Raw genomic sequence first — 21,560 nt, forward strand, 5'->3', positions numbered from 1 at the left:
CGGGGCTAGGGTTAACACTATGCTGAACAAAAATAAATTATTCACACAGCCGGAGGTTAATGTGATCCCCGACGTATCAAAAGCGTTATCCTGGCTGGAGGCGCATCCTGATGCATTAAAAGGCATTGGTCGTGGCATCGAACGTGAAACGTTGCGCGTGCAGCCGGATGGACATCTTGCAACGACTGCGCATCCTGCGTCGCTCGGATCGGCGCTTAAGCATGACTGGATCACCACTGACTTTGCTGAGACGCTGTTGGAGTTCATTACCCCAGTCGATCACAGCATTGAGCATATGCTGGCGTTTTTGCGCGATGTCCACCGCCATGTTGCGGATGAGCTCGGTGACGAACGCATGTGGCCTTTCAGCATGCCTTGCCTGATTGAGGACGCCAATAAGATTACGCTGGCGCAGTATGGCACATCGAATATTGGTCGGATGAAAACGCTGTATCGCCAGGGGCTTAAAAACCGCTATGGTGCGCTGATGCAAACCATCTCCGGCATTCACTATAATTTCTCTCTGCCGCTGTCGTTCTGGCAGGCATGGGCAGACGTAAAAGATTACGAAAGTGGTAAAGAGACGATTTCTGCGGGCTATCTGCGCCTGATTCGTAACTATTATCGCTTTGGCTGGGTCATTCCTTATTTGTTTGGCGCATCACCTGCTATCTGCTCCAGCTTCCTGCAGGGCAAAGAAAGCGCACTGCCGTTTAAACACGATGACAAAGGCACGCTGTGGCTGCCTTACGCGACATCGTTACGTCTGAGCGACCTGGGTTACACCAACAAGTCACAAAGTGCATTGGGCATTACCTTTAATTCCCTTGAGGGTTACGTCAGCGCACTGAAAAAAGCGATTAAAACGCCTTCAGAAGACTTTGTGAAGATGGGCACCCGGGATGCTGAGGGCAACTGGTTACAGCTGAATACCAACGTATTGCAGATTGAAAATGAACTCTATGCGCCGATTCGTCCGAAACGCGTTACCCGTTCCGGAGAAGCTCCATCAGATGCGCTGTTACGGGGTGGTATTGAGTACATTGAAGTGCGTTCCATGGACATTAATCCCTTCTCACCTGTTGGTGTGGATGAGAATCAGGTCCGCTTCCTCGATCTGTTCCTGATCTGGTGCACGCTGGCAGACGCGCCTGAAATGAGCGCTGATGAATTACAATGTAGCCGGCAGAACTGGAACCGCGTGGTGCTGGAAGGACGTAAGCCTGACCTGAAGATTGCGGTAGGATGTGGTGAGGCGGAATATTCACTGCGCGAGGTGGGCAAAACCTTGTTCGCCGACCTGCGCCGCGTCGCAGAAGCGCTGGACAGTAATCAGGGCACCACTGAATATCAGCAGGTCTGCGATGAACTGGTAGCATCCTTTGACGATCCTGAGCTAACCTATTCGGCGCGTATTCTGAATGCCATGAAAGAACACGGCGTAACGGGCACGGGGATTATGCTGGCGGAACAGTATCGTCAGCTGCTGGTTAATGAGCCGCTGGAAGTGTTAAAGCCAGAAGACTTTGCGCAACAGGCGCAGGCATCTGTTGCGGCGCAACAGCAGCTCGAAGCGAGTGATACGCTGGATTTTGAAACCTATCTGGCCAGCCGGGAAGGGTAGAAAAGAAAAAGGCCACATCACTGTGGCCAAATTAACATCTCTGTTGTCAGGGATGGATGATAACAAATGCGCGTCTTTCATATATTCAGACGCTGGGCGATCGGAAAAGTTTCATCGTTCATAAAAAATTTTTCAGACTAAGAGGTGACGTATGCCATTACTGGATAGTTTTACTGTAGATCATACCATCATGGCCGCGCCCGCCGTGCGTGTTGCAAAAACCATGAAGACGCCGCATGGCGATACGATTACCGTTTTCGATCTGCGTTTTTGTCGCCCCAATATCGATATTCTGACTGAACGTGGCATCCATACGCTTGAGCATCTGTTTGCAGGTTTTATGCGTAACCACCTCAACGGCGATGGCGTAGAAATTGTCGATATTTCACCTATGGGTTGCCGTACCGGCTTCTACATGAGCCTGATTGGTGCGCCAGATGAGCAACGTGTGGCACAGGCCTGGAAAGGCGCGATGGAAGATGTGCTGAAAGTGAAAGATCAGAACCAGATTCCTGAGCTGAATGAATACCAGTGTGGGAGTTACAAGCTGCATTCGCTGGATGAAGCGCAGCAAATTGCCCGTAATGTGCTGGCACAGGAGATCGGCGTTAACCACAATGACGATCTGAAACTGCCTGCTGAAAAGCTGAAAGAGCTGCACATCTAGTCTGGACTGTTCTCACAAAAACGCCGCGCATACGCGGCGTTTTTTATTGGGTTACGGCTCGCCGTTTATGCAAAAAGCAGGAGCCAGGCCAATAAAAAGCCGCCCTAAAAGGCGGCTTTATTCTGCTCAGGAGCCTACAGACTGTTTAAGCGGCGTCTGTGGCGTAATGCGCACCTGCTTAATCATATTATCCTGCACATCCAGGATATCGACGTCGTAATGATTCACCCGGACTCGCGTATTAACGGTGGGGATCTCTTCCAGCGCCTCCAGCAGCATGCCGTTAATCGTGCGCGCTTCCTGCTCGGGTAACTGCCAGTTGAAAGCTTTGTTGATCTCACGAATATTGGCGCTGCCTTCAATGAGCACCGAGCCATCGTTTTGCGGCATGACCTCTTCGGCCAGTGACGGCGACATCGACGTAGTGAAATCCCCAACAATTTCTTCCAGAATATCCTCGATAGAGATCAACCCTTTAATATCGCCATATTCATCAACGACCAGACCGGTCTTTTTCTTGTTGCGCTGAAACTTCACCAACTGCGTGTTAAGCGGAGTGCCTTCCGGGATGTAGTAAATTTCATCAGCGGCACGCAGCAACATCTCTTTAGTGAACTCTTTTTTCTCCGTCATCATGCGCCAGGCTTCACGCACGCGCAGCATGCCCACGCAGTCATCCAGTGAGTCGCGGAACAGGACAATACGACCGTGCGGTGAGTGGCTGAGCTGACGAATCACGGATTTCCAGTCGTCATTGATATTGATGCCGACGATTTCATTACGTGGCACCATAATGTCGTCCACGCTGACCTTTTCCAGGTCCAGTACGGACAGTAACATGTCCTGGTTGCGTCGGGACATGTGCGTACGTGATTCATAAACGATAGTGCGCAGTTCCTCTTTACTTAACGCGGAACTGATAGCCCCTTCTGCCCGAATGCCGACAAGACGCATCAGTAGACGCGTAATGGTATTCAGTAACCAGACCAGCGGCAGCATAACGTACTGCAGCGGGCCCAGCAGAAAGCTACTGGGATAGGCGACTTTTTCTGGATAAAGCGCAGCAACGGTTTTAGGGAGCACCTCTGCAAAAACCAGCACGACAAAGGTCAGAACACCCGTCGCAATCGCCACACCGGCGTCACCATACAGGCGCATTCCCACAATGGTGCCAATCGCGGACGCAAGGATATTGACCAGGTTATTCCCGATGAGCACCAGGCTGATAAGGCGATCGGGACGCTTTAACAACTTTTCAACGCGGCGGGCGGCGCGGTGACCATTTTTTGCCTGATGACGCAATTTATACCGATTGAGCGTCATCATGCCGGTTTCAGAACCCGAAAAGTAGGCTGAAACCAACACCATGATGATGAGCGTGACAATCAGGGTCGTGGTCGAAACATGTTCCACCGCAAAACTTCCTTTTGATTAAGAACTGTGAATAAGCAGATGCTGAAGCACGCGACTGCCGAAATAAGCCATCGTCAGCAGCACAGCGCCGCTGCAGTTGAACCACACCACACGGCGACCGCGCCAGCCTTCATGATAGTGGCCCCAGAGCAAAACGATGTAGACAAACCAGGCAATAATGGACAGCACGGCTTTATCCACGTTCTCGGCGCTGAACAGATCGTGCATATAGAACAGGCCCGTACACAGCACCAGCGTCAGTAACACCACGCCGACCTGGGTGATGTGGAACATCTTCCGTTCAATGGTCAGCAGCGGTGGCATATCCTGCGTGAAGGCCAGCTTTTTGTTTTTCAACTGGTAGTCAATCCATGCCAGCTGTAACGCATACAACGCCGCAATAATCAGCGTGGCATAGGCAAACAGCGACAGGCCAATGTGGATCATAATGCCTGGCGTTGTTTCGAGATGGGTAATGAATGCGTTCGGCACAAAAGTGGCAAAAGCCAGGTTAATTAAGGCAAAGCTGTAGACAATCGGCAGCAGTAACCAGCCACGATTCCGTGAGGCAACGATGGTCATAATGGCACAGATCAGCAGGCTGACCAGCGAACCAATATTCAGCAGGCTGAGGTTTTGCCCGCCATCGACAGCGAAAATTCGTTGCTGCAGGGCGACGGCGTGGGTGACAAGCGCCACACAGGCCGACAACACAGCTAACCGACGCCAGCCGCTTTGACGTTTCAACAGGCTGGGGATGATGAGTGCAAGACTCAGGGAGTAGGCGAACAGCGCCACAATCGCGAAAACGGACATAGTTCCTTTCAGGCATCAGTCAGATAAAGGAAAAGGGCAGTATAGCGCCAGGCGAAGCAGGCTCCAAACGATCTGAGGTGGAATTGAAGAGATCGGCTCGGCTTCGTGTTATAATCCGCCGCATTCTGCCGATATGGCGCCTCGCGATTTTTTTTAAGTGAGAGACAATGTTTGACAATTTAACCGATCGTTTGTCGCAAACCCTGCGCAATATCAGCGGCCGCGGAAGGCTGACTGAAGACAACATCAAAGACACGCTGCGCGAAGTGCGCATGGCATTGCTGGAAGCTGACGTTGCGCTGCCGGTGGTGCGGGATTTCATTAACCGCGTAAAAGAAAGCGCGGTGGGCCATGACGTCAATAAAAGCCTGACGCCGGGGCAGGAATTTATCAAAATCGTCCGCAATGAACTGGTTGCGGCGATGGGCGCAGAAAACAACGCGCTGGATCTGGCCGCGCAGCCGCCGGCTGTCGTGCTGATGGCGGGCCTGCAGGGTGCGGGTAAAACCACCAGTGTGGGTAAGCTGGGTAAATTCCTGCGTGAAAAGCACAAGAAAAAAGTGCTGGTGGTGTCCGCGGACGTTTATCGCCCGGCGGCGATCAAACAGCTGGAAACCCTGGCACAGCAGGTGGGGGTGGATTTCTGCCCGTCCGATCTGAGCCAGAAGCCTGTTGATATCGTCAACAACGCGCTGCGTGAAGCCAAACTCAAGTTTTACGATGTATTGCTGGTGGATACCGCAGGTCGTCTGCACGTAGACGAAGCGATGATGGACGAGATTAAACAGGTTCATGCCGCGATTAATCCGGTTGAAACCCTGTTTGTCGTGGATGCCATGACCGGTCAGGATGCGGCGAATACCGCGAAGGCCTTTAATGAAGCGCTGCCGCTGACCGGGGTTATCCTGACGAAAGTGGATGGTGACGCGCGCGGCGGTGCCGCGCTGTCGATTCGCCATATCACGGGCAAGCCAATCAAGTTTATGGGGATGGGCGAGAAGACCGATGCGCTGGAAGCGTTTTATCCGGACCGTATTGCCTCACGCATCCTTGGTATGGGCGACGTCCTCTCGCTTATTGAAGATATCGAGAGCAAAGTTGACCGTGCGCAAGCGGAAAAACTGGCGAAGAAGCTGAAAACCGGCGACGGTTTTGATCTCAATGATTTCCTTGAGCAACTGAAGCAGATGCGCAACATGGGCGGAATGGCGAGCCTGATGGGCAAGCTGCCGGGCATGGGGCAACTGCCTGACAACGTGAAATCGCAGATGGATGACAAAGTGCTGGTGCGCATGGAAGCCATCATCAATTCGATGACGCGCAAAGAGCGCGAAAAACCAGAAATCATCAAAGGCTCACGTAAGCGCCGTATTGCCACCGGCTCCGGTATGCAGGTGCAGGACGTTAACCGCTTATTAAAGCAGTTCGACGACATGCAGCGGATGATGAAGAAAATGAAGAAGGGCGGAATGGCGAAAATGATGCGCGGCATGAAAGGTATGATGCCGCCAGGTTTCCCTGGACGCTAAGGGGTTCCACAAAAAAGCCTGGGATGGCTCAGTTTAGGTTGCTTTTTGCGCCAAAATGAGTAAAATTTTCGGGCTTTTTATACAGCACCCGGACCCCGTTCCTCGATGGGGGCCGGGTGTTTTATTAACTGAAGAGGATGTTATGGTAACAATTCGTTTGGCACGTCACGGCGCTAAAAAGCGTCCGTTCTATCAGGTCGTCGTTACTGACAGCCGCAATGCACGCAACGGTCGCTTCATCGAGCGCGTAGGTTTCTTCAACCCGATCGCTTCTGGTCAGGCTGAAGCACTGCGTCTGGATCTGGATCGTATCGAGCACTGGGTTGGCCAGGGCGCAACGCTTTCTGATCGCGTTAACGCGCTGATCAAAGAAGCAAAGAAAGCAGCTTAATCTGTCACGGTGGTGAGCATGAGCAGACAACTTGCCGCACAGGCACCTGTTAACCCGATTGTATTGGGCAAAATGGGCGCTGCATACGGCATTCGCGGCTGGCTCAAAGTGTTTTCCTCCACTGAAGACGCTGAAAGCATCTTTGACTACCAACCCTGGTTTATCCAGCGCGCCGGTAAATGGCAGCAGGTGGAACTGGATAGTTGGAAGCACCACAATCAGGACCTGATCATCAAAGTCAAAGGCATTGACGATCGGGATGCGGCGGCACAGTTGACCAATTGCGAAATTCAGGTCGACTCGACGCAACTGCCTGCGCTGGAAAACGGTGAGTACTACTGGAAAGACCTGATGGGTTGCAAGGTGGTCAACGTTGAAGGCTACGAGCTGGGTAAAGTCATCGATATGATGGAAACCGGTTCGAACGACGTTCTCGTCGTGAAGGCAAACCTGAAAGATGCGTTTGGTGTACAGGAGCGGTTAATTCCGTTTCTTGATGAACAGGTTATCAAGAAAGTCGATCTCGCTACTGGCCTTATTGAAGTAGATTGGGATCCTGGTTTTTGATCTCCGAATCAAACGGTAACGTAACGGCGAAAACAATGTGGATTGGTGTAATTAGCCTGTTTCCAGAAATGTTTCGCGCTATTACCGATTACGGGGTAACTGGCCGGGCAGTAAAAAATGGCCTGCTCAGCGTTCAAAGCTGGAGTCCACGTGACTTCACGCACGACCGGCACCGTACTGTGGACGATCGTCCTTATGGTGGCGGACCGGGAATGCTGATGATGGTACAACCTTTACGGGATGCCATCTCCGCAGCGAAAGCAGCGGCGGGAGAGGGTGCCAGGGTGATATATCTTTCACCTCAGGGGCGCAAACTGGACCAACAGGGCGTTTGCGAACTGGCGTCACGCGACAAGTTAATTCTTGTTTGTGGCCGCTATGAAGGGATTGATGAGCGCGTAATCCAGACCGAAATTGATGAAGAATGGTCAATCGGTGATTACGTTCTCAGCGGTGGGGAACTGCCCGCAATGACGATGATTGACGCAGTCGCCCGGTTCATTCCGGGAGTACTCGGCAAGCAGGCGTCAGCCGATGAGGATTCGTTCTCGGAGGGATTGCTGGATTGTCCACACTATACCCGACCTGAAGTGTTAGAAGGGATGGAGGTTCCGCCAGTATTACTGTCGGGCAACCATGCCGATATTCGCCAGTGGCGCCTGAAACAGTCGCTAGGCCGTACCTGGCTGAGAAGACCTGAACTTCTGGAAAACCTGGCTCTGACTGAAGAGCAAGCAAGGTTGCTTAAGGCGTTCCAACAGGAACACCAGCAACAAAACGATGATGCGGAAGAGTAATCTTCCCTGACTATCAGTTTACCCAGGATAAGAGATTTAATTATGAGCAACATTATTAAGCAAATTGAACAAGAGCAGATGAAACAGGACGTACCTTCCTTCCGTCCGGGTGATACCGTGGAAGTGAAAGTATGGGTCGTTGAAGGTTCTAAAAAACGTCTGCAGGCATTCGAGGGCGTGGTTATCGCTATTCGTAACCGCGGTCTGCACTCTGCATTCACTGTTCGCAAAATTTCTAACGGCGAAGGCGTTGAGCGTGTCTTCCAGACTCACTCTCCGGTAATTGACAGCATCGCTGTTAAACGTCGTGGCGCTGTGCGTAAAGCCAAACTGTACTACCTGCGTGAGCGTACTGGTAAGTCTGCTCGTATCAAAGAGCGTCTTAGCTAAGGTATCGCTAACGCGACATCTAAAAGTTAATAGCAAACAAGGGGTTGGCAGCATGCCAGCCCCTTTTTTTATTGCCAGAGAAACGCTTTCACAGAAAAGACTTACCCGATGCAGCCCGCAGTCCGGGTCTGTCGGCCTGACAAGGCGGATTGTCATTTAGGATGACGAATCCCGGCGTGAAGGACGATCACGATCACTCCCGTCAGCAAGGGATGGCGTCTCTGCCGGTGTTTTCAGGTAACATGTGTCCCGCCGTTCGCGCGTTGAAGACAGGGCCGTACTGCAAAATAAAAGCACGCTGTCATGAGCGGCTGCATAAATATTGCCTCCCCGATTTTCGTCGTCTCGCCCATGAGAGGGGTTGCCCGGGAAGGTGCGCATTATCATAAGGACAGGTTGTGAAGGACGCTCTTTTTTTTCTTTCTGGATTTTTACTTTCCATCGCCTCATTTCGTTCAGCCCGCTATGCGCTGGAAGGCAACAGCAATCTATGGCTTTGCCGCATTCTGACCGTGCTGTGGTCCCTCATGGTGTTCGTGTTGTTTCCCCTGTTTCTCGCCATTGGATTATATGGTCCGGCCCTGATTCTGGTGGCGCTGAACCTCATCATTGTCTGGGCTGGCCGTGAACACAGAAAGGAAATGGCGCGTAAGAAGCAGAAAGCCACGGCAGTTAAGCCGCATATCCCGTTAGTCGATGTGGATATGCCCTGGCTGAACATGAAAGAGATCGGCTTCAGTTATTTTGACTATGAGGGCAAGGTCGTTTACCAACGCGTCGATGTGGAATCCTGCGATGGGCGATTTATTAAAGGTTATAGTCATTTTTACAGAGAGTTACGCGCATTCGAACTGGACCGGATTGAGTACGGTATGGTTATTGTCTGGCGGACAAATGAAAGCATGACCGTTGACGACTGGCTTATCGCTTATGTTGAGGCTTATAGCCTCTGAGAACGCCCGGCTGACCTGACATCAGGGGCGCTGAAAATGATAGATCGCCGCGTTTACTGGCCCGCTGTCCAGGACAATTAAGCCATAACGGTAATCGATAAAGCGCCCACCGCTTTTTTCTGCCACTCGCCGGCTGGCATAGTTGTTCTCCACCGCCAGCAGTTCGATTGTCTGCACATCCGGCCGCGCAAAGCCAAATTCCAGTAATAACTTCACCGCCTGCGTAGCCACGCCCTGGCGCTGTGCATCGCTGCGCACCCAGTAACCGAGGGAACACAACGCGCCCGGCTCGCTGGCAAAACGAAAACCAGCACCGCCTAACAGACGATCCTGCGCATCCACAATCGCAAACTCTTCTGATTCTCGTACCGCCCGTTGTAAGTGGGTAAAGCGAATCCAGCTTTCGGCCTCATGAGGCTGATAGTTTTCGTGTGCCCAGCTCATCCAGGGCAAAAGGGTATCAAGTGAGGCATTTACCGCCGCGGTAAATGCCTCGACATCGTTTAACTGAAAAGGACGTAGCCGGATTGTTGGTGGGATCTGAACCATATTTCTGCCTCTCTGTGGGAATGCGCTTATCTTAACAGGCGATACCGCCACGTAAAATTCTTGTGTGTATAGTAAAGCTTACACATTCAGTGAATTTTGAGTTCATTTGTTTTTTATTAATATATTGTTTTTATTGGTATTTAATTTATTTTGCCAAGGCTTTTATGGGTAGTGGTAAATAAATTGTACATCCAGCGTTGTTGCGTGTATCAGTTATGGTACAGTAGTGTCACATCCTCTGTGAGGATCCTGTAAACGCATAAATGAGTGTAAAGGACAGCAAGATGCAAAAAGACGCGCTAAACAATGTTCACATTGCGAATGAACAAGTGTTGATCACCCCTGAAGAGCTGAAAACCAAGTTTCCGTTAAGCCCTGCGCAGCAGGCGCAAATCGCGGCATCGCGCCAGACCATTGCCGATATCATTGCCGGTCGCGATCCACGCCTGTTAGTGGTGTGCGGTCCTTGCTCTATTCATGACACAGAAGCCGCTCTTGATTATGCGCGTCGTTTAAAAACCCTTTCCGAAACGGTGAGTGATCAACTCTATCTTGTTATGCGCGTCTACTTTGAGAAACCCCGCACAACCGTTGGCTGGAAGGGGTTGATCAACGATCCTTACATGGATAACTCATTTGATATGGAAGCAGGGCTACACATTGCACGTGAATTGCTGGTTAATCTGGTCGACATGGGCCTGCCTTTAGCTACGGAAGCGCTGGATCCTAACAGCCCACAGTATCTGGGCGATCTCTTCAGCTGGTCGGCGATCGGTGCGCGTACAACGGAATCGCAAACGCACCGTGAGATGGCGTCAGGGCTCTCCATGCCGGTTGGCTTCAAAAACGGGACTGATGGCAGCCTGGGCACGGCGATTAATGCCATGCGTGCGGCGGCGATGCCTCACCGGTTTGTCGGGATCAATCAGTCTGGCCAGGTCTGCCTGCTGCAAACGCAGGGTAATCCGGATGGCCACGTCATTTTACGCGGAGGAAAAGCGCCCAACTACAGCCCTGAAGATGTGGCGCAGTGCGAAGCCGCCATGCTAAAAGCGGGACTCCGTCCGGCCTTAATGATAGATTGCAGCCATGGTAACTCCGATAAAGATTACCGCCGTCAGCCCGGTGTAGCGGAATCTGCCGTTGCGCAAATCAAACAAGGTAACCGCTCAATTATTGGCTTGATGCTGGAAAGTCACATCCATGAAGGCAACCAGTCTTCTGAGCAGCCGCGCAGCGAGATGAAGTACGGTGTTTCCGTCACGGATGCCTGCATTAACTGGCAGGTTACCGAAGATTTACTGCGTGGCATGCATCATGAGCTACAAGGGGCGCTGGCGGCGCGTTTTTCACACGAGGTCTGATAGGTAATGGTCGCGGAACTAAACGCATTACGTGAACAAATTGATACAGTAGATAAAGCTTTACTGGATCTGCTGGCAAAACGTCTGGAACTGGTCGCTGAAGTGGGTGAACTCAAAAGCCGCCATGGTTTGCCGGTCTATGTCCCTGAACGTGAAGCATCGATGCTGGCGTCGCGTCGTAAAGAAGCTGAGGCCCTCGGTGTTCCTGCGGACTTGATCGAAGACGTATTACGCCGGGTGATGCGTGAATCTTACGCCAGCGAAAACGATAAAGGTTTTAAAACATTGTGTCCTGCGCTTCGCCCAATCGTGATTATCGGCGGTGAAGGGCAGATGGGGCGCCTGTTCAATAAAATGCTGACGTTGTCTGGCTATGCGGTAAAGACGCTGGACAAAGATGACTGGGACAAGGCGGATACATTGCTGGCGGATGCCGGTATGGTGATGATCAGTGTCCCTATTCATCTGACAGAGGCGGTGATTAACCGGCTTCCTCCCTTGCCGGATGACTGCATTCTGGTGGATCTTGCCTCGGTTAAACATCGCCCTTTGCAGGCGATGCTGGCCGCACATCGCGGGCCAGTATTGGGTCTGCATCCAATGTTTGGGCCTGACAGCGGTAGCCTGGCCAAGCAGGTTGTGGTCTGGTGTGATGGGCGACAACCGGAAGCCTACCAGTGGTTTCTGGAGCAGATCCAGGTCTGGGGCGCGCGCCTTCATCGTATCGGTGCGGAAGAGCACGATCAGAACATGGCCTTTATTCAGGCGCTGCGCCATTTTGCGACGTTTGCTTATGGGCTGCATCTGGCGGAAGAGAACGTCAATCTTGACCAACTGTTGGCGTTGTCATCGCCTATCTACCGGCTGGAGCTGGCAATGGTTGGGCGCCTGTTTGCTCAGGATCCCCAGCTCTATGCGGATATCATCATGTCGTCTGAAAATAACCTGAATCTTATCAAGCGGTATTATCAGCGATTTGGCGAAGCGATTGCTTTGCTGGAACAAGGCGATAAGCACGCCTTTATCGCCAGCTTCAATCGGGTTGAGGCCTGGTTTGGCGATCACGCAAAACGCTTTTTGGTTGAAAGCAGAAGCTTACTGCGATCGGCTAACGACAGCCGTCCTTAAAAGCAAAAGGCATCCAACCGGATGCCTTTTTCATTTCTATTGCTTGGGTTCCACAGGAATCACATTCTCACTGGGATAGCAGCCAAGAACTTTCAGTGAACGCGTCATGGCGCGAAGTTCTTCCAGTGCCTGCTGCATTTTTTCAGACTGCAAATTACCCTGCACATCCAGATAAAACATCTCTTCCCAGGGATTGCCGTTAATTGGACGGGATTCCAGCTTGCTCATGATGAGATTGTGCTGGCGCAGGACCAAAAGGGCGTCAACCAGTGCACCTGCCTGTTGACCGGTTGCCATGATCAGCGTGGTTTTGGCCGAAATCTGATCGGAGACATCAATAGGTTTGCGTGCCAGAACAATAAAGCGAGTATGGTTCTGCTGCTGGTTAGCCAGATGGCGCTCAAGCACGCGTAACTGATAAAGCTCACCTCCGGCCTCACTGCCGATAGCCGCAACCTTCGGCGAGTTGAGCGCGGCCACTTTTTCCATCGCGGCGGCGGTACTTTCTGTGTAAACAATATTCCAGTGTGGAAAACGGTTGATAAAGTGGCTGGACTGCTGGAAAGGCTGTGGGTGGCTGTAAACCGTTTCGATTTGTTCCAGGTCGCTCGGGCCGCTCACCAGCATGCAGTGCTCAATGGGCAACGTCATTTCACCGACAATCGACAAATTGGTCTGTTGAAGCAGGTCATAAACATCATTGATGGAGCCGGAACTGGTGTTTTCGATGGGCAGGACAGCGTAGTCTGCCGCGTTGTTCTCAACCTGTTTAATAATGTCGTGGAATTTCAGGCAACCGCATTCCACCATGCTGTCGAAATGGCGGGCAGCATACTGTCGCGCAGCCAGATGAGAATAAGAGCCCTTTGGCCCTAAAAACGCGATGCGCGCAGCCTGTGCATGCGGATGGTTCAGGTTCTTTTGCAGCAATGCCTGCTGTGTCAGCACAGAGTCTTCAATGACTAACTGAAACAGACGGGTAATGTAATGCGCATCTAACTGATGCTTTTTGCCCAGCACAATAAGGTGTTCGATCAGCGCGCGCTCACGTTCGATATCACGGACAGGACGATGGGTGGCGAGTTTCGCTTCTGCCACCTCCACAGCCAGCAAACGCCGTTCGGCAAGTAACGTCAGTAGTTTTTCGTCCACGGCGCTGATTTTTTCACGCAGCGCCAGAAGCGGATTGTCCGGGGTCATAAGGCTCACCTGTAAGCTATCCAATAAAAAAGCCTCCCGATTGGGAGGCTTTGTTGTTCGTCTTCGCTTTCTTTTTACACGACGAATGGCCTCCCGTTCAGGGGAAGGTAAAAAAGAAAGCGAAGAAAAACGACAGTATTTTCATGAGGCGTTCCAAAATTGAGCTGACCTGAGAGTAACCGTACTCACGAAAAGCTGTCAACAAAAAACGCGCCCGGAGGCGCGTCAGAAAAGCGGGGATGAGGCTACTCTTCGGCTGCTGGCGTGAAATCTTTCACGCTGCTGGCCGCACGCCGCGCTTCAGGTTTGTGTTGGACTTTATTGAGTTGGCGCTCAAGTTTGCCGATCAAATCATTGATAGCGGTGTACATGTCGTCATGTTTGGCACTGGCGACCAGGGTACCGTTTGGTGTGTTGATGGTCGCGTCTGCCACAAACTCTTTGGACTCTTTCGACAGGACGATATGCGGATTAATCAGGTCAGTTTGCCATTTCTCAAGCTTGGCAAGGCGGTCTTCGACGTGTTCACGGATGGCTGGAGTAATTTCCATTTGCTTACTGGTAATGTTCACGATCATTATGCTTACCTCTCTGTGATTGCCGTCGGAATAGATCCAGCATAGCGCGATAATTCTGTATTTGTGTGATTTTGATCACAAAAAAATGTCACTTTTTGTCAACCAGGGCAAATTGTGAGAAAGGGCGAGAATGTGGTCGAAAAGGCTTGAAGCCAGGGCATTAACAAGGCATTGTTGACAGGTTAGCTCAGCGGCAACGTGTCAATATTGCCTGTTCTGTGCGCAAAAAAAAGCAGCCTCAGGGCTGCTTTTTTTGTTTCGGGAAAGGAAGGCTGATTAACCGTTATTGGCGGCGATAATTTTTGCCACTTTATCGGCCTCTGCATTCAACTGCAGTTGACGGTAGGCATTTTCCATCAGCGGAAGCGCGTCGTGTGTCGCCTGCGTATCAGGATAATCGCGCATCATGCCTTCAACACGGTTAACGACCGCGACATAAGCCCCGCGCTTGGTATAGAATTGCGCCACCGAGAGTTCATATTTAGCCAGACGATCTTTCAGGAAGACCTGACGCTTGTAAGCATCAGCGGCATACTGGCTGTTCGGGTAACTGCGCAGCAGCTGTGCAAAGTCGCGGAAAGCATCGCGCGCATGCGTAGGATCACGGTCCGAACGGTCAATGCCAAAAAAGCCCTGCAATGCTGAATCGTCCAGCGCCATATCCGTCAGACCTTTCATATAGATGACGTAATCGATATTAGGGTGCGTAGGATTCAAACGCATAAAGCGACTGATCGCCGCCTGCGCCATGGGCAGATCGGCATTTTTATAGTACGCGTAGATCAAATCCAACTGAACCTGCTGCGAATAGGGACCGAACGGGTAACGATTATCCAGCGCTTCCAGTTGCTTAATCGCCGCTTTAAAGTTACCGTCCTGCAGCTTTTGTTGCGCTGTAGCATAGATTTCAGAAGGCGGGTTGTCCGGTACCGCGTCATTTGAGCCGGAACAACCAACAAGTGCCAGGCTCAGTGTGGCTGCAGCCACCAGATATTTCATACGCGTCATGACGAAGTGATTATCCTCAAAATGTTATGGCGGAAGCTGTCCGTATAGCTCCCGGTAATGACCAGGTACGATAGCACATTATATTAAACGGCATCGCCGTAAAACCCAACGTTAACGAAGAAGCTGTATATGGCACAACAAGTTCAACTCACCGCAACGGTATCCGAGTCACAACTCGGACAACGTTTAGATCAGACTTTGGCGGAATTGTTCCCTGATTATTCACGTTCCCGCATAAAAGAGTGGATTCTCAACCAGCGCGTCAGTGTTAACGGCACTGTCATTGATAAGCCGAAAGAGAAAGTGCTTGGCGGCGAGCGCGTCACGATTGATGCAGAGATCGAAGAGGAGCAGCGCTGGGAACCCCAGGACATCCCGCTGGATATCGTATACGAAGACGAAGATATTATCGTCATCAATAAACCACGTGACCTGGTTGTTCATCCGGGGGCGGGAAATCCCGACGGTACGGTACTGAATGCACTACTGCATCACTATCCCGCCATTGTGGACGTTCCGCGTGCGGGGATTGTCCATCGTCTGGATAAAGACACCACCGGTTTGATGGTGGTGGCGAAGACCGTACCGGCGCAGACGCATTTAGTTGATGCCCTGCAGCGTCGTGAAATTACGCGTGAATATGAGGCGGTGGCCATTGGCACCATGACGGCGGGAGGAACGGTGGATGAACCGATTAGCCGTCACTCGACGAAACGTACGCATATGTCCGTGCATCCAATGGGTAAACCCGCTGTGACCCATTATCGCATTATGGAGCATTTCCGCGCCCATACGCGGCTTCGTCTGCGACTGGAAACCGGCCGTACGCACCAGATTCGCGTGCATATGTCGCATATTAATCATCCGCTGGTGGGCGATCCGCTCTACGGTGGTCGGCCGCGTCCGCCAAAAGGCGCGTCTGAAGAATTTATCGCGACCTTACGCGGTTTTGATCGTCAGGCCCTGCACGCCACGATGCTCCGTCTTTATCATCCTATCTCGGGTATTGAGATGGAGTTTCATGCGGCCATTCCGCAGGATATGATCGATCTGATTGACGCGCTGAAAGCCGACACAGAGATGTTCAAGGATCAACTGGACTGGTTATGAGTCTGATTATCCCAAAATGGCCTGCGCCAGCGCAGGTGCGAGCTGTCTCGACATTACGCCACGGTGGCGTCAGTGAGGGAAACTGGTGCTCGCTGAATCTCGGGGGCCATGTCGGTGATAAAGCAGAACATGTTCGTGCTAACCGTGAGCGACTGGTCTCGCTTGCGGCGTTGCCCGCGATGCCGCAATGGCTGAATCAGGTGCATTCAACTGACGTTGAACATCTCTCTGCCCGCATGGATCCTCAGCCGCGGCAAGCCGATGCCTGCATAACGCGTGAGCCGGGCGTAGTTTGTGCTGTGATGACCGCTGACTGCCTGCCCGTGCTGTTTTGTTCTGACGATGGGCGTGAAGTGGCCGCTGCACATGCCGGATGGCGTGGGCTTTGTGGCGGCGTGCTGGAAAATACGCTGGCGCAGTTTCAGGCGCCGCCTGACAGAATCCATGCCTGGCTGGGGCCGGCGATCGGTCCTGATGCTTTTGAAGTCGGCGCGGAGGTTCGTCGTGCATTCATGGACATTGATCCGCGTGCGGCGGATGCATTCCGCCCCGTCGGAGATAAATTTTTTGCCGATATCTGGCATCTGGCCCGACAACGCCTGCAGGCCGCAGGGGTCCAGTCTGTCAGTGCAGATTCACGCTGCACCTTCAGTGAACCCGACAATTTCTTCTCCTACCGCCGGGACAGGATCACCGGGCGTATGGCAACTTTAATTTGGCTGTTATAGTCTTACGCCATAAGACGATCCAGGCAGTGCATTTTTTACTCATATCTCAGGTCATTATCCTTGAAAACTTGAGGGATGACCTCATTTTAATCTCCAGTAGCATTTGACCTGTAATGGGAGGAATTATGCGTCTGGATCGTCTTACTAATAAATTTCAACTTGCTCTCTCCGACGCGCAGTCTCTGGCATTGGGACACGACAACCAGTTTATCGAACCTTTGCATCTGATGAGCGCACTGCTCAAACAGGAAGGGGGATCGGTCGCTCCGCTGTTGTCCTCTACCGGCATAGACGTGGCCTCTCTGCGTACGCAGATTGACCAGGCTATCGATCGTCTGCCCCAGGTGGAAGGCAGCGACGGCGACGTGCAACCTTCTGCCGACCTGATCAGAGTGCTTAATCTGTGCGACAAGCTGGCACAGAAGCGCAATGACAACTTTATCTCATCTGAATTATTTGTTTTGGCAGCCCTGGATTCACGTGGCTCGCTGGCAGACATTCTGAAGTCTGCGGGTGCCACTAACGACAAGCTCACCAAAGCGATAGAACAACTTCGTGGAGGTGACAACGTGAACGATCAGGGTGCTGAAGATCAGCGTCAGGCGTTAAAGAAATACACAATCGATCTCACTGAGCGTGCCGAGAAAGGCAAGCTGGATCCGGTGATTGGTCGTGATGAGGAAATTCGCCGTACCATCCAGGTATTGCAGCGCCGTACTAAAAATAACCCTGTGTTAATCGGTGAGCCCGGCGTAGGTAAGACCGCCATTGTTGAAGGGCTGGCCCAACGCATTATCAATGGCGAAGTGCCGGAAGGGCTGAAAGGTCGCCGTGTACTGGCGCTGGATATGGGCGCGCTGGTGGCAGGGGCAAAATACCGGGGTGAATTCGAGGAGCGCCTGAAAGGCGTACTCAGCGACCTGGCCAAACAGGAAGGCAACGTCATCCTGTTTATCGATGAGTTACATACCATGGTGGGCGCGGGCAAAGCGGACGGCGCAATGGATGCCGGTAATATGCTGAAGCCGGCACTGGCACGTGGTGAGCTGCACTGCGTCGGTGCCACCACGCTGGATGAATATCGCCAGTACATCGAGAAGGATGCGGCACTGGAGCGTCGTTTCCAGAAAGTGTTTGTCGCAGAGCCAAGCGTTGAAGATACCATCGCCATTTTGCGCGGGTTAAAAGAGCGCTATGAGTTGCACCATCATGTACAGATTACTGACCCGGCTATCGTTGCGGCGGCCACGCTTTCTCACCGCTATATCGCCGATCGTCAGTTACCCGATAAGGCGATTGACCTGATCGATGAAGCGGCATCCAGCATTCGTATGCAGATTGACTCCAAACCAGAGGCACTGGATCGACTGGAGCGGCGCATTATTCAGTTGAAACTGGAACAGCAGGCGCTGAAGAAAGAGTCTGATGATGCCAGCGTGAAACGTCTGGAGATGCTCGAAGCGGAGCTGAATCAGAAAGAGCGTGAATATGCTGAGCTGGAAGAAGAGTGGAAAGCGGAAAAAGCCTCATTAACCGGTACGCAGAATATTAAAGCGGAGCTGGAACAGGCACGCCTCCAGCTTGAGCAGGCGCGTCGCTCTGGTGATTTGGCGCAGATGTCTGAGCTGCAGTACGGCAAAATCCCGGCGCTGGAAAAACAACTGGCTTCTGCCACCCAGTCTGAAGGCAAAACCATGAAGCTGCTGCGCAATCGCGTGACAGATGTGGAAATTGCCGATGTGCTGGCGCGCTGGACCGGTATTCCGGTTGCCCGCATGATGGAAGGGGAGCGAGACAAACTGCTGCGAATGGAACAGGAGCTCCACTCGCGCGTTATCGGACAGGATGAAGCCGTCGAAGCGGTGTCCAATGCCATTCGTCGTAGCCGTGCGGGTCTGGCCGATCCAAACCGTCCTGTCGGGTCATTCCTGTTCCTCGGCCCAACGGGTGTGGGTAAAACCGAGTTGTGTAAATCGCTGGCTAACTTCCTGTTTGACAGTGACGATGCGATGGTCCGTATCGACATGTCTGAATTTATGGAGAAACACTCGGTATCGCGGCTGGTGGGGGCACCTCCGGGCTACGTTGGCTATGAAGAGGGCGGCTATCTGACCGAGGCGGTTCGCCGTCGTCCGTATTCGGTGATTCTGCTGGATGAGATAGAGAAGGCGCATCCCGATGTCTTCAATATCCTGCTGCAGGTGCTGGATGATGGCCGGTTAACGGATGGGCAAGGTCGCACCGTTGATTTCCGCAATACGGTGGTAATCATGACCTCGAACCTGGGCTCCGATCTGATTCAGGAACGTTTCGGCAATCTGAACTACGCCGAAATGAAGGGCGTCGTCATGGGTGTGGTAGGACAGCACTTCCGCCCTGAATTTGTTAACCGTATTGATGAGGTGGTGGTGTTCCATCCTCTGGGTGAAAAACACATTGCCTCTATCGCACAGATTCAGCTGCAACGGTTGTACAAACGCCTGGAGGATCGCGGTTATCAACTGCATATCTCTGATGCCGCGATCAAGCTGCTGGGTGAGAACGGTTATGATCCGGTGTATGGTGCGCGTCCACTGAAACGCGCTATCCAGCAACAGATAGAGAATCCGCTGGCACAGCAGATCCTTTCCGGACAACTGGTTCCGGGAAAAGTGATAGAAATGGATGTCAAAGACGACGTCATTACGGCACATCAGTAAGGCTGTCTCTGTTAAAAACGGGCGTAATGCCCGTTTTTTGTTTCTGAAACGGGCCGGGTTGGTGGTTTCTGCGACGGTTTGCCTGGAAAGTGAGCGGTTGAGAAGTTTCTTTGAATTACCCCCTTGCCAGCCCAAAATATTTGCCTATAATGCGCCTCCACTGACACGGCGCAACGGCTTACGTAACGCGGTGTTCAGCAGAGAACTCTCCGGAGTTTTCGCCGGAGAAAAACTTCTGAAAAAGAGGTTGACTCTGAAGGAGGAAAGCGTAATATACGCCACCTCGCAACAGACGGTTAACCCGCTGGTTGCACTGCTCTTTAACAATTTATCAGACAATCTGTGTGGGCACTCGCAGGATTGATATCCGCGTCTCCGGGCGCAAAAAAATATCAAGTCTTAAGAGTGAACACGTAGTGAAATTCATTACGACGTTTTCCTTGAGCATCGCTGCACTGGTTGCAGCAAATCAAACTTTAAATTGAAGAGTTTGATCATGGCTCAGATTGAACGCTGGCGGCAGGCCTAACACATGCAAGTCGGACGGTAGCACAGGGGAGCTTGCTCCTCGGGTGACGAGTGGCGGACGGGTGAGTAATGTCTGGGAAACTGCCCGATGGAGGGGGATAACTACTGGAAACGGTAGCTAATACCGCATAACGTCGCAAGACCAAAGTGGGGGACCTCCGGGCCTCACACCATCGGATGTGCCCAGATGGGATTAGCTTGTAGGCGGGGTAACGGCCCACCTAGGCGACGATCCCTAGCTGGTCTGAGAGGATGACCAGCCACACTGGAACTGAGACACGGTCCAGACTCCTACGGGAGGCAGCAGTGGGGAATATTGCACAATGGGCGCAAGCCTGATGCAGCCATGCCGCGTGTATGAAGAAGGCCTTCGGGTTGTAAAGTACTTTCAGCGGGGAGGAAGGTGCTGAGGTTAATAACCTCAGCAATTGACGTTACCCGCAGAAGAAGCACCGGCTAACTCCGTGCCAGCAGCCGCGGTAATACGGAGGGTGCAAGCGTTAATCGGAATTACTGGGCGTAAAGCGCACGCAGGCGGTCTGTTAAGTCAGATGTGAAATCCCCGGGCTTAACCTGGGAACTGCATTTGAAACTGGCAGGCTTGAGTCTCGTAGAGGGGGGTAGAATTCCAGGTGTAGCGGTGAAATGCGTAGAGATCTGGAGGAATACCGGTGGCGAAGGCGGCCCCCTGGACGAAGACTGACGCTCAGGTGCGAAAGCGTGGGGAGCAAACAGGATTAGATACCCTGGTAGTCCACGCCGTAAACGATGTCGACTTGGAGGTTGTTCCCTTGAGGAGTGGCTTCCGGAGCTAACGCGTTAAGTCGACCGCCTGGGGAGTACGGCCGCAAGGTTAAAACTCAAATGAATTGACGGGGGCCCGCACAAGCGGTGGAGCATGTGGTTTAATTCGATGCAACGCGAAGAACCTTACCTACTCTTGACATCCAGCGAACTTGGCAGAGATGCCTTGGTGCCTTCGGGAACGCTGAGACAGGTGCTGCATGGCTGTCGTCAGCTCGTGTTGTGAAATGTTGGGTTAAGTCCCGCAACGAGCGCAACCCTTATCCTTTGTTGCCAGCGATTCGGTCGGGAACTCAAAGGAGACTGCCGGTGATAAACCGGAGGAAGGTGGGGATGACGTCAAGTCATCATGGCCCTTACGAGTAGGGCTACACACGTGCTACAATGGCGCATACAAAGAGAAGCGACCTCGCGAGAGCAAGCGGACCTCATAAAGTGCGTCGTAGTCCGGATCGGAGTCTGCAACTCGACTCCGTGAAGTCGGAATCGCTAGTAATCGTGGATCAGAATGCCACGGTGAATACGTTCCCGGGCCTTGTACACACCGCCCGTCACACCATGGGAGTGGGTTGCAAAAGAAGTAGGTAGCTTAACCTTCGGGAGGGCGCTTACCACTTTGTGATTCATGACTGGGGTGAAGTCGTAACAAGGTAACCGTAGGGGAACCTGCGGTTGGATCACCTCCTTACCTGAAGATACCTTCGTGCGAAGTGCTCA

The 21,560-nt window shown here is 52.3% G+C and carries 20 protein-coding genes, 1 rRNA gene and 1 other annotated feature; of the genes, 14 read left to right on the plus strand and 7 right to left on the minus strand.

Translation table 11 applies throughout. The features are described from left to right. The first annotated feature begins 19 nt into the window (after positions 1-19). The gene (gene gshA, locus C1N59_RS04820; RefSeq protein ID WP_033739518.1) at positions 20-1,624 is read left to right on the plus strand and encodes a glutamate--cysteine ligase; all 1,605 of its coding nucleotides are present in this window, start codon (positions 20-22) and stop codon (positions 1,622-1,624) included. 151 nt (positions 1,625-1,775) lie between these two features. Then, positions 1,776-2,291 carry an S-ribosylhomocysteine lyase gene (gene luxS, locus C1N59_RS04825; protein WP_006120714.1) on the plus strand — a complete coding sequence of 172 codons (516 nt, stop codon included), beginning with the start codon at positions 1,776-1,778 and terminating at the stop codon, positions 2,289-2,291. A 126-nt stretch (positions 2,292-2,417) separates the two neighbouring features. Here the strand turns inward: luxS and C1N59_RS04830 are convergent, their stop codons facing one another. Further along, entirely contained in the window at positions 2,418-3,704 is a 1,287-nt protein-coding gene (locus tag C1N59_RS04830) for an HlyC/CorC family transporter (protein WP_033739517.1), read from the minus strand. Positions 3,705-3,722: 18 nt separating this feature from the next. Next, the gene (locus C1N59_RS04835; protein ID WP_006120712.1) at positions 3,723-4,520 is read right to left on the minus strand and encodes a cytochrome C assembly family protein; all 798 of its coding nucleotides are present in this window, start codon (positions 4,518-4,520) and stop codon (positions 3,723-3,725) included. 167 nt (positions 4,521-4,687) lie between these two features. On the opposite strand from C1N59_RS04835, the gene ffh reads away from it, so the two are divergent. The 6 genes from ffh to C1N59_RS04865 all read left to right on the plus strand — a co-directional run bounded on the left by ffh (position 4,688) and on the right by C1N59_RS04865 (position 9,147). Next, positions 4,688-6,049 (plus strand): signal recognition particle protein, encoded by a 1,362-nt coding sequence (gene ffh / locus C1N59_RS04840; RefSeq protein ID WP_006120711.1) that lies wholly within the window; start codon positions 4,688-4,690, stop codon positions 6,047-6,049. A gap of 142 nt (positions 6,050-6,191) precedes the next feature. Continuing rightward, positions 6,192-6,440 carry a 30S ribosomal protein S16 gene (rpsP, locus tag C1N59_RS04845; RefSeq protein WP_033739514.1) on the plus strand — a complete coding sequence of 83 codons (249 nt, stop codon included), beginning with the start codon at positions 6,192-6,194 and terminating at the stop codon, positions 6,438-6,440. Positions 6,441-6,458: 18 nt separating this feature from the next. Next, the gene (gene rimM, locus C1N59_RS04850) at positions 6,459-7,007 is read left to right on the plus strand and encodes a ribosome maturation factor RimM (protein WP_006120709.1); all 549 of its coding nucleotides are present in this window, start codon (positions 6,459-6,461) and stop codon (positions 7,005-7,007) included. A gap of 35 nt (positions 7,008-7,042) precedes the next feature. After that, positions 7,043-7,804 (plus strand): tRNA (guanosine(37)-N1)-methyltransferase TrmD, encoded by a 762-nt coding sequence (trmD, locus tag C1N59_RS04855; RefSeq protein WP_050504850.1) that lies wholly within the window; start codon positions 7,043-7,045, stop codon positions 7,802-7,804. A 42-nt stretch (positions 7,805-7,846) separates the two neighbouring features. Beyond that, positions 7,847-8,194, plus strand: coding sequence for a 50S ribosomal protein L19 (gene rplS, locus C1N59_RS04860; RefSeq protein WP_006120707.1), 348 nt, complete (start codon positions 7,847-7,849; stop codon positions 8,192-8,194). A gap of 398 nt (positions 8,195-8,592) precedes the next feature. Continuing rightward, positions 8,593-9,147, plus strand: coding sequence for a hypothetical protein (locus tag C1N59_RS04865; RefSeq protein ID WP_033739511.1), 555 nt, complete (start codon positions 8,593-8,595; stop codon positions 9,145-9,147). A gap of 21 nt (positions 9,148-9,168) precedes the next feature. Here the strand turns inward: C1N59_RS04865 and C1N59_RS04870 are convergent, their stop codons facing one another. Next, complete coding sequence (locus tag C1N59_RS04870; protein ID WP_033739509.1) at positions 9,169-9,696, minus strand: GNAT family N-acetyltransferase; 528 nt, start codon at positions 9,694-9,696, stop codon at positions 9,169-9,171. Between the two features lie 284 nt (positions 9,697-9,980). Here C1N59_RS04870 and C1N59_RS04875 point away from each other — a divergent pair, with 284 nt between their 5' ends. After that, positions 9,981-11,060 (plus strand): 3-deoxy-7-phosphoheptulonate synthase, encoded by a 1,080-nt coding sequence (locus tag C1N59_RS04875; protein ID WP_033739508.1) that lies wholly within the window; start codon positions 9,981-9,983, stop codon positions 11,058-11,060. Between the two features lie 6 nt (positions 11,061-11,066). After that, positions 11,067-12,188 carry a bifunctional chorismate mutase/prephenate dehydrogenase gene (gene tyrA / locus C1N59_RS04880; protein WP_394550376.1) on the plus strand — a complete coding sequence of 374 codons (1,122 nt, stop codon included), beginning with the start codon at positions 11,067-11,069 and terminating at the stop codon, positions 12,186-12,188. 36 nt (positions 12,189-12,224) lie between these two features. Here the strand turns inward: tyrA and pheA are convergent, their stop codons facing one another. The 4 genes from pheA to bamD all read right to left on the minus strand — a co-directional run bounded on the left by pheA (position 12,225) and on the right by bamD (position 14,974). After that, positions 12,225-13,388: a bifunctional chorismate mutase/prephenate dehydratase gene (pheA, locus tag C1N59_RS04885; protein ID WP_033739505.1), complete on the minus strand. Its 1,164-nt coding sequence runs from the start codon at positions 13,386-13,388 to the stop codon at positions 12,225-12,227. A gap of 22 nt (positions 13,389-13,410) precedes the next feature. Continuing rightward, positions 13,411-13,534: a sequence feature (Phe leader region), on the minus strand. Continuing rightward, positions 13,486-13,533, minus strand: coding sequence for a hypothetical protein (locus tag C1N59_RS04890; RefSeq protein ID WP_193750318.1), 48 nt, complete (start codon positions 13,531-13,533; stop codon positions 13,486-13,488). (Overlaps the previous feature by 48 nt.) Before the next feature lie 99 nt (positions 13,535-13,633). Continuing rightward, positions 13,634-13,966 carry a ribosome-associated translation inhibitor RaiA gene (gene raiA, locus C1N59_RS04895; protein ID WP_006120701.1) on the minus strand — a complete coding sequence of 111 codons (333 nt, stop codon included), beginning with the start codon at positions 13,964-13,966 and terminating at the stop codon, positions 13,634-13,636. Between the two features lie 276 nt (positions 13,967-14,242). Continuing rightward, positions 14,243-14,974 carry an outer membrane protein assembly factor BamD gene (bamD, locus tag C1N59_RS04900; RefSeq protein ID WP_006120700.1) on the minus strand — a complete coding sequence of 244 codons (732 nt, stop codon included), beginning with the start codon at positions 14,972-14,974 and terminating at the stop codon, positions 14,243-14,245. 129 nt (positions 14,975-15,103) lie between these two features. Here bamD and rluD point away from each other — a divergent pair, with 129 nt between their 5' ends. The 4 genes from rluD to C1N59_RS04920 all read left to right on the plus strand — a co-directional run bounded on the left by rluD (position 15,104) and on the right by C1N59_RS04920 (position 21,531). After that, positions 15,104-16,084 carry a 23S rRNA pseudouridine(1911/1915/1917) synthase RluD gene (gene rluD / locus C1N59_RS04905; RefSeq protein WP_006120699.1) on the plus strand — a complete coding sequence of 327 codons (981 nt, stop codon included), beginning with the start codon at positions 15,104-15,106 and terminating at the stop codon, positions 16,082-16,084. After that, positions 16,081-16,812 carry a purine nucleoside phosphorylase YfiH gene (gene yfiH / locus C1N59_RS04910; RefSeq protein WP_262959402.1) on the plus strand — a complete coding sequence of 244 codons (732 nt, stop codon included), beginning with the start codon at positions 16,081-16,083 and terminating at the stop codon, positions 16,810-16,812. The genes rluD and yfiH overlap by 4 nt, the downstream gene beginning before the upstream one ends. 125 nt (positions 16,813-16,937) lie before the next feature. Continuing rightward, positions 16,938-19,511, plus strand: a complete 2,574-nt coding sequence (gene clpB / locus C1N59_RS04915) for an ATP-dependent chaperone ClpB (RefSeq protein WP_033739502.1) — start codon at positions 16,938-16,940, stop codon at positions 19,509-19,511. A 478-nt stretch (positions 19,512-19,989) separates the two neighbouring features. After that, a 16S ribosomal RNA gene (locus C1N59_RS04920) occupies positions 19,990-21,531 on the plus strand. The last annotated feature ends 29 nt before the right edge of the window (positions 21,532-21,560 follow it).

The sequence above is a fragment of the Pantoea sp. SGAir0183 genome (assembly GCF_043545505.1).

What these genes read in the sequence shown, in the direction of transcription:
- gshA (WP_033739518.1), top strand. Translation starts at nt 20, where the DNA reads ATGCTGAACAAAAATAAATTATTCACACAGCCGGAGGTTAATGTGATC.
- luxS (WP_006120714.1), top strand. Translation starts at nt 1,776, where the DNA reads ATGCCATTACTGGATAGTTTTACTGTAGATCATACCATCATGGCCGCG.
- C1N59_RS04835 (WP_006120712.1), bottom strand. Translation starts at nt 4,520, where the DNA reads ATGTCCGTTTTCGCGATTGTGGCGCTGTTCGCCTACTCCCTGAGTCTT.
- ffh (WP_006120711.1), top strand. Translation starts at nt 4,688, where the DNA reads ATGTTTGACAATTTAACCGATCGTTTGTCGCAAACCCTGCGCAATATC.
- rpsP (WP_033739514.1), top strand. Translation starts at nt 6,192, where the DNA reads ATGGTAACAATTCGTTTGGCACGTCACGGCGCTAAAAAGCGTCCGTTC.
- rimM (WP_006120709.1), top strand. Translation starts at nt 6,459, where the DNA reads ATGAGCAGACAACTTGCCGCACAGGCACCTGTTAACCCGATTGTATTG.
- trmD (WP_050504850.1), top strand. Translation starts at nt 7,043, where the DNA reads ATGTGGATTGGTGTAATTAGCCTGTTTCCAGAAATGTTTCGCGCTATT.
- rplS (WP_006120707.1), top strand. Translation starts at nt 7,847, where the DNA reads ATGAGCAACATTATTAAGCAAATTGAACAAGAGCAGATGAAACAGGAC.
- C1N59_RS04870 (WP_033739509.1), bottom strand. Translation starts at nt 9,696, where the DNA reads ATGGTTCAGATCCCACCAACAATCCGGCTACGTCCTTTTCAGTTAAAC.
- C1N59_RS04875 (WP_033739508.1), top strand. Translation starts at nt 9,981, where the DNA reads ATGCAAAAAGACGCGCTAAACAATGTTCACATTGCGAATGAACAAGTG.
- tyrA (WP_394550376.1), top strand. Translation starts at nt 11,067, where the DNA reads ATGGTCGCGGAACTAAACGCATTACGTGAACAAATTGATACAGTAGAT.
- pheA (WP_033739505.1), bottom strand. Translation starts at nt 13,388, where the DNA reads ATGACCCCGGACAATCCGCTTCTGGCGCTGCGTGAAAAAATCAGCGCC.
- raiA (WP_006120701.1), bottom strand. Translation starts at nt 13,966, where the DNA reads ATGATCGTGAACATTACCAGTAAGCAAATGGAAATTACTCCAGCCATC.
- bamD (WP_006120700.1), bottom strand. Translation starts at nt 14,974, where the DNA reads ATGACGCGTATGAAATATCTGGTGGCTGCAGCCACACTGAGCCTGGCA.
- rluD (WP_006120699.1), top strand. Translation starts at nt 15,104, where the DNA reads ATGGCACAACAAGTTCAACTCACCGCAACGGTATCCGAGTCACAACTC.
- yfiH (WP_262959402.1), top strand. Translation starts at nt 16,081, where the DNA reads ATGAGTCTGATTATCCCAAAATGGCCTGCGCCAGCGCAGGTGCGAGCT.
- clpB (WP_033739502.1), top strand. Translation starts at nt 16,938, where the DNA reads ATGCGTCTGGATCGTCTTACTAATAAATTTCAACTTGCTCTCTCCGAC.